The organism is Leptolyngbya sp. CALU 1928 (assembly GCF_056784215.1).
Window position 1 is genome coordinate 91,020 of the sequence record NZ_JBXBCE010000020.1, and the last position, 16,797, is coordinate 107,816.

The 16,797-nt window shown below is 47.9% G+C and carries 15 protein-coding genes; 9 read left to right on the forward strand and 6 right to left on the reverse strand.

Annotated features, from left to right (window positions below):
- Nucleotides 1-8: 8 nt before the first annotated feature.
- Nucleotides 9-896, reverse strand: a complete 888-nt coding sequence (locus AC1S5B_RS27485; RefSeq protein ID WP_482038838.1) for an ABC transporter permease — start codon at nt 894-896, stop codon at nt 9-11.
- A gap of 219 nt (nt 897-1,115) precedes the next feature.
- Between AC1S5B_RS27485 and AC1S5B_RS27490 the strand changes: the two genes are divergently transcribed.
- From AC1S5B_RS27490 to AC1S5B_RS27505, 4 genes are all read left to right on the forward strand, one after another.
- Complete coding sequence (locus AC1S5B_RS27490; RefSeq protein ID WP_482038839.1) at nt 1,116-2,408, forward strand: M16 family metallopeptidase; 1,293 nt, start codon at nt 1,116-1,118, stop codon at nt 2,406-2,408.
- 164 nt (nt 2,409-2,572) lie between these two features.
- Entirely contained in the window at nt 2,573-3,925 is a 1,353-nt protein-coding gene (locus AC1S5B_RS27495) for a M16 family metallopeptidase (protein ID WP_482038840.1), read from the forward strand.
- 166 nt (nt 3,926-4,091) lie between these two features.
- The gene (locus AC1S5B_RS27500; protein WP_482038841.1) at nt 4,092-5,216 is read left to right on the forward strand and encodes a tetratricopeptide repeat protein; all 1,125 of its coding nucleotides are present in this window, start codon (nt 4,092-4,094) and stop codon (nt 5,214-5,216) included.
- A gap of 19 nt (nt 5,217-5,235) precedes the next feature.
- The gene (locus tag AC1S5B_RS27505; RefSeq protein ID WP_482038842.1) at nt 5,236-5,373 is read left to right on the forward strand and encodes a hypothetical protein; all 138 of its coding nucleotides are present in this window, start codon (nt 5,236-5,238) and stop codon (nt 5,371-5,373) included.
- 274 nt (nt 5,374-5,647) lie between these two features.
- Here AC1S5B_RS27505 and coaBC read toward each other — a convergent pair whose 3' ends face one another.
- The 4 genes from coaBC to AC1S5B_RS27525 all read right to left on the reverse strand — a co-directional run bounded on the left by coaBC (nt 5,648) and on the right by AC1S5B_RS27525 (nt 11,279).
- Nucleotides 5,648-6,862, reverse strand: a complete 1,215-nt coding sequence (gene coaBC / locus AC1S5B_RS27510; protein ID WP_482038843.1) for a bifunctional phosphopantothenoylcysteine decarboxylase/phosphopantothenate--cysteine ligase CoaBC — start codon at nt 6,860-6,862, stop codon at nt 5,648-5,650.
- Nucleotides 6,863-6,937: 75 nt separating this feature from the next.
- Nucleotides 6,938-7,150, reverse strand: a complete 213-nt coding sequence (isiD, locus tag AC1S5B_RS27515; protein WP_482038844.1) for a protein IsiD — start codon at nt 7,148-7,150, stop codon at nt 6,938-6,940.
- A gap of 115 nt (nt 7,151-7,265) precedes the next feature.
- Complete coding sequence (locus AC1S5B_RS27520; RefSeq protein ID WP_482038845.1) at nt 7,266-7,931, reverse strand: alpha/beta hydrolase; 666 nt, start codon at nt 7,929-7,931, stop codon at nt 7,266-7,268.
- 45 nt (nt 7,932-7,976) lie between these two features.
- On the reverse strand, nt 7,977-11,279 hold the full coding sequence (locus tag AC1S5B_RS27525; RefSeq protein WP_482038846.1) for a phosphorylase b kinase regulatory subunit alpha/beta: 3,303 nt from the start codon (nt 11,277-11,279) through the stop codon (nt 7,977-7,979).
- Nucleotides 11,280-11,740: 461 nt separating this feature from the next.
- Between AC1S5B_RS27525 and pds the strand changes: the two genes are divergently transcribed.
- From pds to AC1S5B_RS27550, 5 genes are all read left to right on the forward strand, one after another.
- Nucleotides 11,741-13,168: a 15-cis-phytoene desaturase gene (gene pds / locus AC1S5B_RS27530; RefSeq protein WP_482038847.1), complete on the forward strand. Its 1,428-nt coding sequence runs from the start codon at nt 11,741-11,743 to the stop codon at nt 13,166-13,168.
- A gap of 180 nt (nt 13,169-13,348) precedes the next feature.
- Nucleotides 13,349-14,281, forward strand: coding sequence for a 15-cis-phytoene synthase CrtB (crtB, locus tag AC1S5B_RS27535; RefSeq protein WP_482038848.1), 933 nt, complete (start codon nt 13,349-13,351; stop codon nt 14,279-14,281).
- 150 nt (nt 14,282-14,431) lie between these two features.
- A complete protein-coding gene (locus AC1S5B_RS27540; RefSeq protein ID WP_482038849.1) occupies nt 14,432-15,238 on the forward strand; it encodes a DUF1350 family protein in 807 nt (268 codons plus the stop codon).
- Nucleotides 15,225-15,497 carry a hypothetical protein gene (locus AC1S5B_RS27545; RefSeq protein ID WP_482038850.1) on the forward strand — a complete coding sequence of 91 codons (273 nt, stop codon included), beginning with the start codon at nt 15,225-15,227 and terminating at the stop codon, nt 15,495-15,497. Before AC1S5B_RS27540 ends, AC1S5B_RS27545 begins: the two co-directional genes overlap by 14 nt.
- 57 nt (nt 15,498-15,554) lie before the next feature.
- A complete protein-coding gene (locus AC1S5B_RS27550) occupies nt 15,555-15,902 on the forward strand; it encodes a resolvase (protein ID WP_482038851.1) in 348 nt (115 codons plus the stop codon).
- Between the two features lie 283 nt (nt 15,903-16,185).
- Here the strand turns inward: AC1S5B_RS27550 and AC1S5B_RS27555 are convergent, their stop codons facing one another.
- Nucleotides 16,186-16,542: a hypothetical protein gene (locus tag AC1S5B_RS27555; RefSeq protein ID WP_482038852.1), complete on the reverse strand. Its 357-nt coding sequence runs from the start codon at nt 16,540-16,542 to the stop codon at nt 16,186-16,188.
- Nucleotides 16,543-16,797: the final 255 nt, after the last annotated feature.

Consider the following 16,797-nt stretch of genomic DNA (forward strand, 5'->3'; position numbering starts at 1 on the left):
GTCTCAGTTTACTCCTGATCCCGATTGGATAGAGGATTGATCAAGTCGCTTAAGCCTTCTCCTAAGAGAGATAACCCGATGACCATCAGGGTCATGGCTAAACCAGGAAACAGGGTTGTCCACCAAATGCCGCCCGTAGACAATCCGTCTAACGCTTGCTTCAGGTCATAGCCCCACTCTGGCGTTTCCTCTGGCAACCCTAAGCCGAGGAAGCCCAAGCCGCCCAAGATGAGAATGGCATCCGCCGCGTTCAGCGTAAACAGCACCGGGACGCTTTGCACCACGTTGAGGAACAGGTAGCGAGTCAAAATATGCCAAGTGGAGGCTCCCATTGCTTGCGCTGCTTCTATGAACAGTTCATTTTTGACGGCAATGGTTTGGTTGCGAACGAGTCGATAATATTGGGGAATGTAGGCAATGCTGAGGGCGATCGCGGCATTAAACACGCCGCGCCCCACCACAAATGCCAAAGTCACCGACAGCAGCAATCCCGGCAGCGTATAGATTGTGTCCATTAAAAACAGCAGTAGCCGATCTAGGTTGCCGCCCAAATAGCCGCTGACCATGCCAAGGGGAATGCCAATCACCAATCCTAGCAGCGTCGCCAAAATCAACACTTGCCACGCCGCCTGAGTGCCAAACACCGTGCGTGAAAAAACGTCATAGCCCAGCTGCGTGGTGCCAAACCAATGCTGCCAAGATGGAGCTTGCTGGGGCGTATTCTCTAAAAATTCTGTGGGATCTTGTAGCCAGCCAAGTCCTTGTAACAGCGGAGCCAACAGCGCCAACGCCAGAAAAAACACGGTCATTAGCAAGCCGATTTGAGTCAGCCGCAGAGACAGACTGGTGGAACTGGCAGGTTTGAAAAAACGGGCGATCGCTGAACTTAGAGCCATAGGGAACTGCTGAACTTAGAGCCATAGGGAACTTATGAAGGCGAACCGATGAAACCTAAATTTGGATTCACAGGTTTCGGTGGATGGAGTACTAAAACCTGAAACCAGTGCCAAGTCAAGCTTATACTAGTCGTTTTCTCAAGCGTAAATGATCAAGAGTTATGCTTACTTCATCCAAAGCGACGCTATATTGGTTCTAATACGCTTCAGGGTTAAAAATTGACCAACGTTTTATTAAAAGCTGAACCTTTTCCTGCAAGCATCATCCGCTTGGATAGTGGGCTGACAGTAATTCATCAACATACGCCTGCCATGCCTGTTGCAGCAGTAGACGTGTGGGTCAAAGCGGGTTCAGTCTTAGAACCCGATGAATGGTCAGGCATGGCGCATTTTTTAGAACACATGATTTTTAAGGGTACTGCAAAAACTGCCCCTGGTGCCTTTGATCGCGAGGTGGAACATCGGGGCGGCATCACTAACGCAGCCACTAGTTACGACTATGCCCATTACTTTATTACCACTGCCGCTCAGCATCTTGAAGACACCTTGCCATACTTGGCAGATATTTTGTTGAATGCGGCAGTTCCCGATGAAGAATTTGACCGAGAGCGGGATGTTGTTTTAGAAGAAATTCGCCAGTCCTACGACAATCCCGACTGTGTAGCCTTTCAAGTGCTTTCTGAAACCGTTTATCAACGGCACCCTTATGGTCGCCCGATTTTGGGGGATGAAGAAACATTGATGGCGCGATCGCCCAACGAAATGCGCGCCTTTCACCGCACCTATTACCAGCCTGAAAACTTGACCGTTGTAGTGGTGGGGGATGTTAGTCAGGATGCCGCTTTGAACTTAGTCGATCGCACCTTTCACAATTTTTCAGAGCGGGCAACCTGTCCTCAGCATTCTCCCGAAGCCGAACCTCCAATTACTCAAATTCGCCGAAAAGAATTGCTGATGCCCCGAATTGAGCAAGCACGGCTGATGATGGCATGGCTAGGACCGGGGATGGATTCATCAGTCCAAAGTTTAGATGACCAGTTGAATGCTGCCTATGGGCTAGATCTTCTATCGGTGCTGCTAGCAGAAGGGCGGACATCGCGGCTGGTGTGGGAACTGCGGGAACAGCGTAACCTAGTGCAGGCAATTAGCAGCGGTTTTTCCGTGCAGCGTGAATCTGGATTGTTTACAATTACCGCATGGCTGGAAGCGGAAGACTTGGCGCGGGTGGAAGCGATCATTTGCGATCGCCTCTCAGAACTGGCATCTGTTCCTATTTCTGAAGCGGAACTCTCTCGCTGCAAGCGATTACTCTGCAACGACTATGCCTTTTCCACCGAGACCCCTAGCCAACTCGCCGGATTGTATGGCTACTACAGCATGATTGCTCAGCCCGAAGTTATTTGCACTTACCCTCAGCGAATTCAGGCACTTCAGCCCGAAGATCTCCAACAACTTGCGGCTCAGTATCTGTCTCCTTATCACTATGCCGTGACGGTCGTGAAACCGATGTAACAAAGTTTAATTGAGAGTGCGATCGTCCAGGAGAAGGGGACAATTGCTCAGCTTCACCAGGAAATCATGCCTAGTCACTCCTCCTTTGGGTGTTTGTCAAAAATATTTCCTGAGCCATTCGCTTTTAACTTGAACGTTTATCCATCATCCTGAAGGAATTTTCTGTGACACTTCGCACCACCGATTCTCACCCCACTCAACTGATCAATCGCACCACCCTAAGCAATGGAATTGTCGTGTTAGTGGCTGAGAATCCCACTGCTGATATTATTGCGGCTCGATTTTTTTTACGGGCAGGAAGCCGCTGGGAACAACCCAATCAGGCTGGACTCTCTCATTTAATCTCTGCGGTGTTAACGAAGGGAACCGTAACCCTCTCTTCTTTAGAAATCGCGGAGCAGGTAGAGTCAGTGGGTGCTAGCTTAGGAACGGATGCCACAACCGACTACTTTGTTCTGAGTTTAAAAGCCGTCTCAGCCGATTTTAAAGAGATGCTGATTTTGGCAGGAGAGTTGTTGCGATCGCCCACCTTTCCTCAGCAAGAACTAGAACTAGAGCGCCGCTTAACTTTACAGGCAATTCGCTCTCAGCAAGAGCAGCCTTTCACCGTTGCCTATGACCAACTCAGGCGCAGTATGTATGGGGATCATCCCTATTCCCTGTCCGGCTTAGGGACTGAAGCAACCGTTTCTCAACTCAACCAAACCGATTTGCTGGATTACCACCAGACCTTTTTCCGCCCCGATAATTTGATTGTCAGCCTATCAGGGCGGATTCAATCGGAGGTCGCAATTTCCCTGATCGAATCGGTCTTCGGTGATTGGCACAGATCAGATCAGCCGCTGCCGATCCTTGAGTCTCTCCCTATTTTAGAAAACCCTGTATCCAAAACAACCGAGCAAGACACGCAACAATCCATTTTGATGCTGGGCTATCTTGCCCCGGCGGTCATTAGTCCCACGTTGCAAGTTAGTCCGTCATCACCAGCAGGTTCTCAAGGCTCTTCTTCCCCATCTCATCCCGACTATGCGGCGCTCAAGTTGCTGAATACACACTTGGGAAATGGGCTATCGAGTCGATTGTTTGTGGAACTGCGGGAAAAACGCGGCTTAGCCTATGAAGTATCTGCCTTCTATACCACGCGGCTCGACACGGCTCAATTTGTGACGTACATGGGAACAGCAGCGGAAAATACTGCGATCGGGTTAGAAGGATTGCGATCGGAGATTGATCGATTGGGGGTAATCCCACTCACGGCAGAAGAGCTACAAGCTGCTAAAAATAAAATGCTGGGGCAATATGCGTTAGGAAAACAGACCAATGCACAGATTGCCCAGACATTTGGCTGGTATGAAACATTGGGTTTAGGCATTGAGTTTGATCAGACTTTTCAAACACAAATCGCTAACATTACAGCGGAAAAGGCTCAAGCGGTTGCTCAGCAATACTTCATGAAACCTTATGTTTCCGTGGTAGGACCTGCTAGTGCAGTTAGCAAACTGGCTAATAGTTTCTAAATTGACCAACGTCCTTAAATATACTGGCTCAAGCACAGCGAATCTTTTGCGAAAAGCCTAGAAATCACCGAATACTTTTCTGAGTGAAGCAAGTTAGGCTGATCAAGTCAGGGAGTCTCTACCACATAGGCAATCTGAGCCAGCATGAAATGGGAGTTCCCAAGCAATGGAAAACAGATTCAGATACGTTGATGAAGACTACGACCGAGTCCTGGGTGTTCCCCTAGATCAGTCTGCTGATTCTAATTCTTTACAAGAAACTCTGATTCCGGCGAGTGATAGGCAGTTTATTGTTAGCAAATCGGCTGAAGACGAGGCTTCTCAGCCGATTGAGACTTCTCAAATCATGGCAAATCAGCTTTTAGGGTTAGGGCGTGAAAGCTATCAGGCTGGTCAATATGAAGCCGCATTGGATCTTTTTAAGCAAGCCTATTCTTTATATCAAGCTACTCAGGATGATCTGGGGCAGGGACGATCGCTGAGCAATATTGGTTTGACGTTCTATAGCTTAAAGCATTACGGCAAGGCAATTGAATATTCACAGTCTGCCTTGATTTTGGCTCACTACACCTGCGATCGCCCTAGTGCAGTCATTATTTTGAGTACCCTTGGCAATGCCTACCGCCATCTCAAAAACCCTGATAAAGCAATTGAGTATCAGCTTCAAAGTCTGGCACTGGCAAAAGAGGTGAGCGATCGCTCTGGTGAAATGGCAGCCCTGAATAATTTAGGGTTGGCATACAAAGCGGTGAACCAATATGAGCAAGCAATTTCTTACGAAAAGCAAAGTCTGATCATTGCGCGTGAACTGGGGGCACAGCCAGTAGAAGAGCAAATTCTCAGAAATCTAGGCAATGCTTGCTATGCGTTGGGAGACTATGCGGGCGCGATCGACTATTATCAACAGCGGTTAGACCTAGCAAGACTATTGCGAGATAGCCGCATGGAAGCCCAAATTCTAAGAAACTTGGGGAATGCCTATTATGCAATAGAAGACTATACTCGTTCGATTGAATGTGGCGAAGAGCGATTAGATGCGACCCGCAAACTTGGTGATTTGCGAGGCAAAGAACAGGCTTTGGGCAGCATTGGAGTTGCTTATGATGCATTAGGAGACTATCTCAGTGCCATAGGTTACTATGAACAACGCCTTGAAATCGCTCGGTTAATGAATGATCTTCGGGTTGAAGAGCAGGTGTTGGGCAATCTCAAAGTGGCTTATTTCGCGATCGGTGACTACATCAGGGCGGCAGATTATGCTGCCCAACGGCAGAATCTTTCTCGTGGATAACCCATGGAACTGAACAGCATTGGAGCTTGATAGTTACTATGGCAGCGATCGCCCATTCTCTCCGAACCCGCGATCGCGTTACTCAACAAACCCAGTGAGCGATCGCGCCTCGTTCACTTACCCAAATAAAGACTCTGATTTTGATCTTCTGTCTTAGTTTCTTAAAAAATCATCAAGATCGCCAACTGGTTTAAAGTCAGAACGAATATATTCAAGAAGAGCTTCACCAGTCACTTGTCTTCGATTCATTTATACCTATAACCTTTGGCGTTGCTGATATAAGCTTGAGTAACAAATGATTTCAGGCTCACCAAAAAGTCCTGTTATCACTTGTGGAAAATCACAAACTCTATCTTCTTTCTTAGATTGCCCAAATCGGTTCTCAGATTTTTAACTTTTGCAATTGTCTTGTAGATCTTGGAAATCTCGCACTAAATCGCTTGAATGAATTTGAGTAGTTGATGCGCTATGGTCAACTTGCTGCATGGCTGATCGATGTGGTGCTGCCGTCCATGGCGATCGAGGAACACAGCCTGGTTTGTGTCGCTGCCAAAACCGCTGTTGGGCTGATCGATGGGATTGGCGGCGATCGCGTCTAGCTGCTTTCTGACTATTTTTTCTTTGGCTGGCGTGATAATATCTCCAGTCTGGGCAGCAAAACCCACTAGCCGCTGATGGGGCTGCTTCAGGGATGCCAATTCCGCCACAATATCGGGCACTGGTGTTAGGGGCAGGGTTGTAGGCAGATCTGCCTTGGGTAGTTTTTCAGGGCTGTAGTGGGCAGGCTTCACATCTGCTACTGCCGCCGCCATGATCGTCCAGTCTGCTTGAGGGAAGTGGTCGAGCATTGCCTGCCGCATTTCTGCCGCTGTTTCTACTGCAACGCACTGCACACCCGATAACGCACGAACCGCCTCGATCTCAGTGGCTGGAGCATACACAAGGGTTACTTCAGCCCCGCGATAGTAAGCGGCTTGAGCTAAGGCAATCCCCATTTTTCCAGTGGAAGGATTGCCGATAAATCGCACGGGGTCGAGAAATTCTCGCGTACCACCCGCGCTAATCAGAATATGTTTTCCTACCAAATCGCGATCGCCCTTCGTTTGCAACAGCGATCGCACATAGGGCAAAATCTCAGCGGGTTCTGCCATCCGTCCAGCACCGACGCGATCGCACGCCAATAGACCTGATCCCGGTGCAAGAGTGTGATAGCGCGGATCGTTCTGGACTTGCTGCCAGTTGCGTTGCACGGCTGCCTGTTCCCACATATCCGTATTCATGGCTGGAGCCAGCAGCACCGGACAGGTGGAAGCTAGCACCGTATTGGTCAACAGATTATCCGCCATGCCGTGGGCTAGCTTTGCCAGAGTGTTGGCGGTCAGCGGTGTCAGCAAAAAAACGTCTGCCCATTCTCCTAGCTCAATATGCAGCGGGCGACCGTGAACAGGCTGCCAAAAATCGCGATCGCCATAGGCAGGATGTCGGCTCAACGTTGCAAACGTGAGCGGTGTCACAAATTCCTGGGCAGCGTCTGTTAGCACAGTGCGGACTTCCACGCCCTCTTTTGCCAGTGCCGAAACGACTTCGCACACTTTGTAAGCCGCAATTCCACCGCCCACACCCACTAAAACTCGATAACTCTGCATAAAAATCTGAGAGCCTAGACTAATGAGTTCATCATCCGTCTAGGCTCTCAAATCTGCAATCGTAATTCAGCTTTTCTAGGCTTCGTCGTAAGCTTCCATGTCGAGCAGGTAGAGGTAGGGTTCCACCATGTCAGGACGTTCAAACGCGATCGCTCGTAACAAATGCCAGTCCTGCAAACCTTCAAAGGCGGTAGCGTAGTCATCTTGCTCTAGCCGCGCTGCCAGTTCTGCAACGTCATTCTCAGTCAGGCTGGAAACTTTGTCTCGTTCTAAATGTAATGCTGGCATGACTGGCATCTCCGGGTTGCAGTGTTCAAGGCTTAATCAAAACCCAGGACGTTTCAGGCTATCCATGATCGTCCTTGCTTATCTTAGCTGACTTCATTACAGTCAAACCGAATATTCACGGCTTGTGGTGAGTTGGCAGCCACTCTTTAACAAAACTTTGTATTTGTCGCAACGCGATCGGCTGAATTTCATGTCCCATATCGTACTCCTGATAGTTTGGAGTCACGCCGATCGCCGCCAAACTATCACGCGCTTGATGGGCGGCTGACAACGGCACCACTTGATCTTGCCTGCCGTGGATCATTAACATAGGCGGCAATGAAGCCTGCTGGGGCTGAAGCGGCGCATGAATGTAGCCACTTAAAATCATTAAGCCTGCGAGTGGCAACCGCACACCCACATCTAGGGTCATTGCGCCGCCTTGAGAAAAACCGCCCAGGATAATTCGCGAGAAGGGAATATTGGAAGTTTGGGTGACATGAGTCAAAAACTCAATCAGCCGTTGGCGACTGGTGGATAGGTCGGCGCGATCGCCAAATTCCGCTCCCCCCAAAAAGCGATAGTCTTGCGGAAAGTCGTACCACATCTTACCGACGGGATTATAAGGATGGGGAAAAGGTGCCTCTGGAAATACCAATTGATAGTCTGATAAATCCATGTAGTCTGCTAAACCAGCAAGATCCTGGCAGTTGGCACCCCAGCCATGTAGCAATACAACGGCTCCTTGGGGCGATCGCCCGGTTTGAGACGGCACAGAAATTGAATAAAGGGGATTTGACATAATTCCGAAGCTTTTTCAAGATGAGCGATCGCGCTATGGGTGACGCTAGTGGGATGAACCCTGACTGCTGACAACGTCCGTTTCGTCTTCAAAGGAGTCTCCGCCAAAAACGGGTTGGTTCTCTTTGCCATCTGCCAGAGTAATCAGGAATCGCAGCGCTTTAACCACATAAGCAGCGCAGTCATGAGGAGTGCTTTCGTAAAAGTGCCGCCATGCCGCCGCTTTATGTTCGTCGTAGCTCTGACTATGTTCAGGATAGCGATCGAGCCATGCCAGCCGTACCGCATGACCAATCAAGACATCCAAGGCGATGGTTTCTTCGATGTACAGGTCGGGGTTGCGATCGCCAAAGGCAGCTAACTCCATCAGCGTCTCAATATTCACTTGACGATATTCAGGAGCCTGAATTTTATTCAACAAATGCTCCACCCGCAGGGCAAAATTCTTTTCACCCGGAGTCATTTCTGCCAGTACAGGCTCACTTTCTAGCCGATTGCGCCGCTCCAGTTTGTCCCCAATCACCAAGCCTTTACAGTACTTTAAAACGTTCCAGACGCTGGGATAAAAATCGGCAGGCACCCGATTCAACGATCCTTCTCGCTGGCGTTTATGTAGCCAATATTCCCCTGCCAACTGGCTCTCAGATTGGCTCTCTGGCTGTTCGGACTGCACTTCCCAGTCGATCCCATCTTGTGGTTGGGATACCCGCAGCGATTCCTGCTGAAAGAAGGACTGGTTAATCGTGGCGTAGCCTTTAAGCACCTGATAGAGCCGCGTCTGAATTTCGTGGGGACTCAGTTGCAGCAAGCGATCGTAGGCTTCATCTTGGGTAAGCTGAGTCTCCCGTGCTAGTTCTGCGGTAATCAGCAAAATCAAAAAGCCGACTCGCAGAGTGAGCAAGCCATCAAATAGGGCAGGTTCCGCTTTAATCAACAGGCTGATATAAACCAGAATTTCTTGGGTTAACACGCGATCGCGGATATCTTCCCGGCAAAACTCCCGCAGTTTTTCCATCAGTTCCTGGGGTGCCATGGGGCGTGTGATCAAAGAATCTTCACTGTAGGCACGTCCTACCGCAATCTGTTTCTGTCGCACCAGAATATCCGTGACCACATCCGCAAAGTTGATCGTCATCTTGTCATATAGACCCGCAACCCCGCGCAAGATTGCCCATAACTTCAGGCGATCGGCTTTGAAATAAACCTCATTTAGCAAATCTTCCACACTGACCTTGCGGATCGGCTGTCCTAAGCCCGTGTCAAACTCAAACCCATGCAGCCGCGCCAAACTGCTCAACAGTTCATATTGCTCGTATAGGTTATCAGACTGGCGCAAACTTTCGAGCAGCGGTGCCCCATCGGTTTCAGATTCCAGCGTGAACTCTTGAGTAATGCTGAGGGAAAAATTTCGGTCTGGATTGAAGGCTAAGTAAACTTGCGTAGGAGCCGCATCTTGTACCGGAGTTTTGACAAAAGAAAAACTGTGTAAAAAGTCAATCCGCTCGGTGCAGGCAGTGAGCATCAACTGATTCAACCGTCCCAATTTCACCTGAATCCCGTTACAAGTGCCTTCTTGAAGTTCTTTAATCAAGGTTAAGATCGGCAATCCTTTGTCACTCTCATCTTCCACTTTGAGCATCGTGTGGGTGAGCAGCAGAGTCATCGTAGGACGACCCAACTGATTCCAATGCCGCTGAATATGGGCAATTTCAGAGCGAATTTGGCTGACAAGAAAATGAGGATCGAGGGAGAGATAAAACTGCTGCTGATCGAGCAGGGACGGCAAAAAGACTACAGTTTCTCCGGAAACCCGAAAGATGCGGGAAGTGGTCAAACCCCGCAGCCGCCGCCACGGACGACCGGTTAGCCCTAGTTTGTCGTTGCGCCCAATTTGGGTGTAGGCATCTGCCAACTCAGTAGCGCGGCGCACTTGGAGCGGCTCAATTTGTTTAGGAGTCTGGGTATCAATGCCGTAGGCTGCAAGCCGAGACTGGAGGGCTTCGTCTTCCGATAACAGGGCAATTTGTACAATTGGCTTCCGCTGTTGCCGCACATGCAGATGGCGACCCAGGGGATCGATATCGCCCACGGAGAGCAAGTCTTCGCTGAGCAGTTGTCCCAAAAGATACAAGCTTTGCGCCCAGACGAGGGGAATATTTTCATTGGGCAGGCGAGGCTGACTTTGGGGAGTTTGGCGCTCGGCTTCCACCTGTTCTTTGGGCACAAAGTAAAGTTCGGGCAATAATCCGACCCCATCGCGCTCTACTAGCACCGCTTGCAGCTTGGCTTGGTATTCACTGGTTTGCAGTTGATCGCCCCGAAAGACACTATCGAGCAGCAAATAGGTAAAGAAGAGGGGCCATTCGCACTCAATGTGTTCAAATTGCTTCAGTTCCCAGGGTTCGTAGTGCAGGCGGGTGGTGTCTTCTAAAACGGTTTGGTGCCCATCTCGCAAAAAGCGCTTGCAGCCATAGCGTCCTTGCAGTTTGTCGATGATTTTGGTGCGGGTGCGATCGCACAATTCCAAATCATCCACTGCAAACGCCGGAAATCCAATAATACTCAACGAGGCTGCATCCACCTCCTTGGAACTGGATTCTCTAGGCAGCAGCGACTCTAGGGTAATTCGGGCACGGGCAATTTCATCAGGCAATACATGAATTACTGAAGACTGTCCGCCCTTCACGCCATACAAATTCAGCCCGTTCATTGCCTCCAAAGCCGCCTTCGCCATGCCCACGGAGCTAGCATTCAGTTCGGGGTTGCCGTGGTTAATTTTGTTGCCTCGCTCCCAAATTCCATAATCTGGCGTGCGGTAGGCTCTGCCAATGTAGTAAACCAAGTTTTGGATGAAATTGACTTCATCGTTATTAAAAATAATATGCAGCCCCGATGCAGTCATCTGCGCCAGCATCAGCAGAAAAACCGACGTGGCATCCAACTGCAAATGTCCCCAGGCATCGTCGCCGACCACCACATCGCCCGTTTGGGTGTCATATTTGGCGTGCAGCGCATCCAGCAAGGATTGAGTTTCCTTGAAAGCTTCTACTTTGTGGGCTTGCCGCATCATGGCAAATAGCAAACCCCGCATGAGTTTGACTACGCTGTGTTCTAACTCAAAGGTGCGTCCGCGATCGTCATCCACCTTGCGATAGGCTAGCGCCAGACCCCACACAGCCAGAATGCTGTACACATTATCTCGCACCCAGGCATCGGTGTAGTCCCCATGGGCATTAACCGCAGTGCTGGCTGGAAGCAGCCCAGTAATTGGGTTTTGGCGCGTCAAAATGATTGTTTTGATCTGCTCATAGTAATGATTGAGCCGCAGTTGAAGATCAGAAGTTCTCATTAGATTCCTATTGCGATCGCGATGCCTGATTATGACTTAACTTAAAAAGCTTAACTGTAGGCAGTTTGACCACCGAGCAGTTCTGTATTCTTACCAATTTTTTATTCAAACCGAAGAAAATTTTACCGTATTTTTACTGAAACTATCTTATGTCATTGGCTATATCGAAGTAAGAAGAGGCAACCCTAAAGCTTCTTTGTTAAGGATATGGGATCGGCAGTAAGCGCTATGGCAGTGGTGTAAAATCTGATTGGTTGGTTAAGTGTACTCTGTTCTAAATCCTCACTAATCTTTGGTGGATAGTGAGGATTTCTGATTAAAGTATAATAGTACTATTACAACGTTCCTTAAACTAAAAAATCGTTATTTTATGCCGGAATCTTGTTCGACTCTCGAATTGTAACGGTTTGCAACGTATAATGAGGGTCATGTCAACTCTAAAGAGGCTGTGAAGAGACTACATGCGTGTTGCGATCGCTGGAGGCGGACTAGCAGGGTTAGCCTGTGCAAAGTACTTAGTAGATGCGGGTCATACACCGATTGTGTTGGAGAGCCGTGATGTTTTAGGCGGATTAGTCGCAGCGTGGAAAGACGAAGATGGAGACTGGTACGAAACTGGACTTCATGCTTTTTTTGGCGCTTACCCAAACATGCTGCAACTGCTTGACGAGCTAGGAATTTCTGATCGCTTGCAGTGGAAAAAACATCAGCTTATTTTCAACTTGCCTGAAACTGGCGTACTATCCTATTTCAATGTTCCGGATATTCCCGCGCCTTTTAATGTCATCGTTTCCATCCTGCGGAACAACGATCTGCTTACTTGGCAGCAAAAAATTCGATTCGCGATCGGGCTAATTCCGGCTGTGGTGCGCGGACAGCAGTACGTGGAAGATATGGACAAGTACACCATGTCTGAATGGCTACGCCTGCAAGGAATTGATGAAGGAGTTGACACTGACATTTTTATTGCAGCGAGTAAAGCCTTGACATTCATCAATCCGGATGAGGTGTCGTCCACCATTTTGCTGACTGCGCTGAATCGCTTTTTGCAAGAGCGTTATGGTTCTAAAATTGCTTTTTTAGATGGCTCACCGACTGAGCGGCTCTGTCAACCCATCGTGGATTACATTACCCAAGGCGGCGGTGAAGTTCGACTCAATGCTCCCTTAAAAGAAATTGCGTTAAATGCTGATGGCACGGTTAACCGCTTTGTGATTCGAGGGTTAGAGGGTGCGCCTGATGAAGATTTGACAGCTGATGCTTATGTGTCGGCAATGTCGGTGGATGTGATGAAAGTGTTGATGCCGAAACCTTGGGCGGCAATGCCCTTTTTTCAGAAACTCAATGGTCTGGAAGGGGTTCCGGTGATTAATTTGCATCTTTGGTTCGATCGCAAACTCACTGATGTGGATCAACTATTGTTTTCTCGTTCCGATCTGCTCAGCGTCTATGCCGACATGAGTAATACCTGTCGGGAATACGAAAATCCTGACCGCTCCATGTTAGAACTGGTGCTGGCTCCGGCAAAAGACTGGATTGATAAATCAGACGAAGAAATTATTGCGGCAGCGATGGATGAATTAAAAAAAGTTTTTCCCAATCATTTGAATGGCAAAAATCCTGCCCAGTTGGTGAAATCGAAAGTGGTGAAAACGCCGCGCTCAGTCTACACGGCAGTTCCTGGGCGACAAGCCTATCGACCGACCCAAGTAACTCCCATTGCCAATTTCTATTTAGCAGGTAGCTATACCCTGCAACGATATCTAGGCAGTATGGAAGGTGCCGTACTTTCTGGTAAGCTGTCAGCGCAGGCGATCGCAGGCGGTCTACATGCAACTGATGTTTCTAGTGGCGGCAATGCTGCTGAAAAGCCCCTTGTTAACGTTTAGTTTTCAAGAAATGCTCACTAGACTCGGTTGATCCTTACAGCCTTCTCAAAACTCTTGATAAAAACCCGTGTTAAGAGTATATAACTGGCTGAAATAGATGATAAATGCTCTCTTTCCGTAGGAGTACCTCTATCTTTGAACCGCCTTAACCTGCAATGTTCGTCGAGCGTTCCTAGGGACATGCTGAAACTGCCTGACTATTCTCGCGTCAAATCCCTGGCATCCCTTGAGGATTCCTATGAAATGTGTCGCCAAATCACGGCGAAGTATTCCAAAACGTTTTATCTAGGCACGATGTTGATGCCGGAAGAGAAACGTCGAGCGATTTGGGCGATTTATGTGTGGTGCCGTCGTACTGATGAGTTGGTAGACGGGCCTCGCGCTGATTTCACTACCGATGAAACCCTAGACGATTGGGAGCAAGAGCTAGAGTCTATCTTTGCGGGGCATCCCATTGACGATCTGGATGTTGCACTGATCGATGCTCTGAGCCGATTTCCGCTCGATATACAGCCCTTTCGAGACATGATTGCAGGGCAGCGAATGGATCTTTATCGCTCTCGCTATGAAACCTTTGAAGAACTGAATCTTTACTGTTACCGGGTTGCAGGAACGGTTGGCTTGATGACGACTCCAGTCATGGGAATTGATGATTCCCGACGCACGACACCCTGGGATTCCTATCAGAAAAACACCATTGATCCGACCGAGCAAGCGATCGCCCTAGGAATTGCCAATCAACTGGTTAACATTTTGCGGGATGTGGGTGAAGATGCCCGTCGTGGACGGATTTATCTGCCATTAGAAGATCTTGCCCTGTTCAACTACACCGAAGCTGATTTAATGAATCAAGTTGTGGACGAACGGTGGCGCGAACTGATGCGGTTTCAAATTCAACGAGCACGCAATGTTTACATATCGGCAGAATCGGGCATCAGCACCCTTAGCCCCGATGCCCGTTTTCCAGTGTGGGCGGCGCTGATGCTTTACAGCGGTATTTTGAACGTGATTGAGCAGAATGACTACGATGTGTTTCGTAAACGTGCGTATGTTCCAGCTTACAAAAAGCTGCTGTACCTTCCGATCGCACGCTTAAGATCTGCTGTTCTGTAGTCAGGTTTTGGGTTTCTGGTTTGAGATAGCGAGCCTGAGTTGAAAGCCGCTTATCATCGCTTGATTAACCTATTCCCTCGATTTGCGCGGCAAAATGAGTAGGGGGGCTATGTATGTTCCCTGTGTTTTGTTCCCTATCTTCTGGATTTAATGGACTGGCAAGAACTTTATGGCAATTGGGTGTTGATTCCCGATCGTCCCGCCGCAATCATTCATTTTCTCGGTGGCGCATTTGTGGCAACCGCTCCACAAGTGACCTATCGACGCTTGTTGGAGCGATTAGCAGCAGGGGGGTACGCCGTGGTCGCTACTCCGTTTGTTAATACATTTGACCATGCCGCGATCGCTCAAACGGTCTATCGCAACTTTAATCGAGCCGTGGAAGCGCTGAGTGAAACCCGTTTTCGCAGTCGCTATCTGCCTATTTATGGCATGGGTCACAGCATGGGCTGCAAGCTACATCTGCTGATTGGTAGCCTCTATAAAGTGGAACGAGCCGGAAATATCCTGATTTCCTTTAATAATTATGCTGCACGGGACGCAGTGCCGATGGTTGAGCAAGTGACTTCGGTTCTCGCTCAGTTTGGCTCCGCCTTTTCAGATCTTTCGTCGAATTTCACTGTTGAGTTTACCCCCTCGCCGCTGGAAACTAATCAAATTATTTCCGAGCGCTATCAAGTGCCGCGCAATCTGCTGGTGAAGTTTAGCAATGACACGATTGATCAAACGAGAGGATTAACGGAGATTCTGCAACTGCGATTTCCAGCGATGGTGACGGTACAAAAGCTTACAGGAAGCCATTTAACGCCGCTAGGTTCTGACGTAAACTGGCAAGCGGGAGAGAGTTTTGCGCCATGGGATGCGATCGCCCAATGGATGCGGCAGGAAACCTATCGAGAACTCCACCAGTTGGAACGCACCATTCTACGCTGGCTAGACCCGCTTGAAACTCGATAGAAAGTGCGATCGCTCCAATCAGCCCTATGCTGGAGAATATCAAGAATTTGTCCGACCATCTACTAGGTTAAATCGTTTAGTGGGATGCTTTCAAGCTGCTTTCTCAGGAATTATGCTGTTTTTGCTAACCGCTGGATTATGTTGTGTTTCAACCTATCTGTTACACCTCAATCCTCTGTTTGGCATTCTATGTCTCTTACTAGGCAGTTTGGGGATTGTGGTTACAGTAGACATTATTCAAGCTCTAATTTTTCCGTAACCGCTCAAGAGTCTTGTGTTAAGATTTGTGAGTCTAGTCTTGATGTTTGAAAAAACTATGAATTTTGAAGTGGGAACGCAGCAAAGTGGGCTGATGGATATTGAAGCGGTGCAAAGAGCGTTGAATCGTTCTAGAGCTTCTGTTTATCGCTATGCTAATACTGATGCAATGAATCCCAATCCTTCTTATGATAAAAAACGCCTAAATCCAGAGTTTCGCAAGGATGAAAATGACTTGCTGCTGTTTCACCCAAATGAAGTTGCCCGGTTTGCGAAAGATGTCCTCAGGATTAAGCAAGTGACGATCGAAGTGCGGGAAATGCCCAAGAATCAAACTCAGGAATTGCTGGAAGCGATTTTGGTAGAGCTACAAGGGATTCATCACTGTTTGAAAGAGCGATCGTAAAGAACATGCTTTTTTATAAAATTAAAGCCTTTTAATTATTGACTGTTTTTTGACTGTTTTAATATCATGCCATTCAGCCACTCTAGAAAACTCTTATAAAATTGATTTTTGACTCGTGGAAACTCAATCTAGCAAATGATATAGAACTATATAAATAAACTAGATTGGTTAGTGCGGAAACCAAAAAGCTACAGATAGCGAAAGTATCTGTAGCTGAAAAATTTAACCTGAATAAGTTAAGCGTTAATAGATTAACTATTCATTTTGCTTTTTGATTATTCAATTAGTTTTTTCCTTCAGCTTTTTCTAGACCCGTCTTAATCCGCTCTTCAATTGAAACCGCTTTGCGCGAGTTATCAGAACGGCTCATTTTGTCACTATCAGCGCTACCTTGTACTTCATTAATCCCTTTGTTGGCTTCGTTCTGAACTTTCTCCATAGACGGAATTCCATTTTGAATAACATTCTGTGATTTATCGATAATGTCACTCAAAGGAGCTTCCCCTTTTGTAAGATTGGTAGGGGCGGTTTTGCCACCTGCCAAGGCTGGAGAAGTAGCTGAAAAGATTAAAATTGTACAAGCGAATGCAACTAATATAGTGCGAATAGATTGAGCTAGTCGAGTACGGATAAAGTTCATGATAGTTTCTCCAATGGATATAGGTGGCATTTTTACAAACAAATCAAACCTGATTAGAGGCAAAAGTAAGCTAGTCAGAAGATTTTTTCATCTTCAGCTTTCCTTGCTAAGGATTACTAGCTTTCTCTAGTCGTCGTGAAAAAGGTGTGATGTATTTCATTTAATGTTCACACTCTTTTTTAGCTGAAATAGACCATTCACTTCATCAGTCTAGAGGCTGAAAACTTCTTTCTTATATAGGACGATGAATCTTCC

Excerpts from the sequence above, each read along its gene's own strand:
- AC1S5B_RS27485 (WP_482038838.1), bottom strand. The coding sequence starts at position 896 with ATGGCTCTAAGTTCAGCGATCGCCCGTTTTTTCAAACCTGCCAGTTCC.
- AC1S5B_RS27500 (WP_482038841.1), top strand. The coding sequence starts at position 4,092 with ATGGAAAACAGATTCAGATACGTTGATGAAGACTACGACCGAGTCCTG.
- coaBC (WP_482038843.1), bottom strand. The coding sequence starts at position 6,862 with ATGCAGAGTTATCGAGTTTTAGTGGGTGTGGGCGGTGGAATTGCGGCT.
- isiD (WP_482038844.1), bottom strand. The coding sequence starts at position 7,150 with ATGCCAGCATTACATTTAGAACGAGACAAAGTTTCCAGCCTGACTGAG.
- AC1S5B_RS27520 (WP_482038845.1), bottom strand. The coding sequence starts at position 7,931 with ATGTCAAATCCCCTTTATTCAATTTCTGTGCCGTCTCAAACCGGGCGA.
- AC1S5B_RS27525 (WP_482038846.1), bottom strand. The coding sequence starts at position 11,279 with ATGAGAACTTCTGATCTTCAACTGCGGCTCAATCATTACTATGAGCAG.
- pds (WP_482038847.1), top strand. The coding sequence starts at position 11,741 with ATGCGTGTTGCGATCGCTGGAGGCGGACTAGCAGGGTTAGCCTGTGCA.
- crtB (WP_482038848.1), top strand. The coding sequence starts at position 13,349 with ATGCTGAAACTGCCTGACTATTCTCGCGTCAAATCCCTGGCATCCCTT.
- AC1S5B_RS27540 (WP_482038849.1), top strand. The coding sequence starts at position 14,432 with ATGGACTGGCAAGAACTTTATGGCAATTGGGTGTTGATTCCCGATCGT.
- AC1S5B_RS27550 (WP_482038851.1), top strand. The coding sequence starts at position 15,555 with ATGAATTTTGAAGTGGGAACGCAGCAAAGTGGGCTGATGGATATTGAA.
- AC1S5B_RS27555 (WP_482038852.1), bottom strand. The coding sequence starts at position 16,542 with ATGAACTTTATCCGTACTCGACTAGCTCAATCTATTCGCACTATATTA.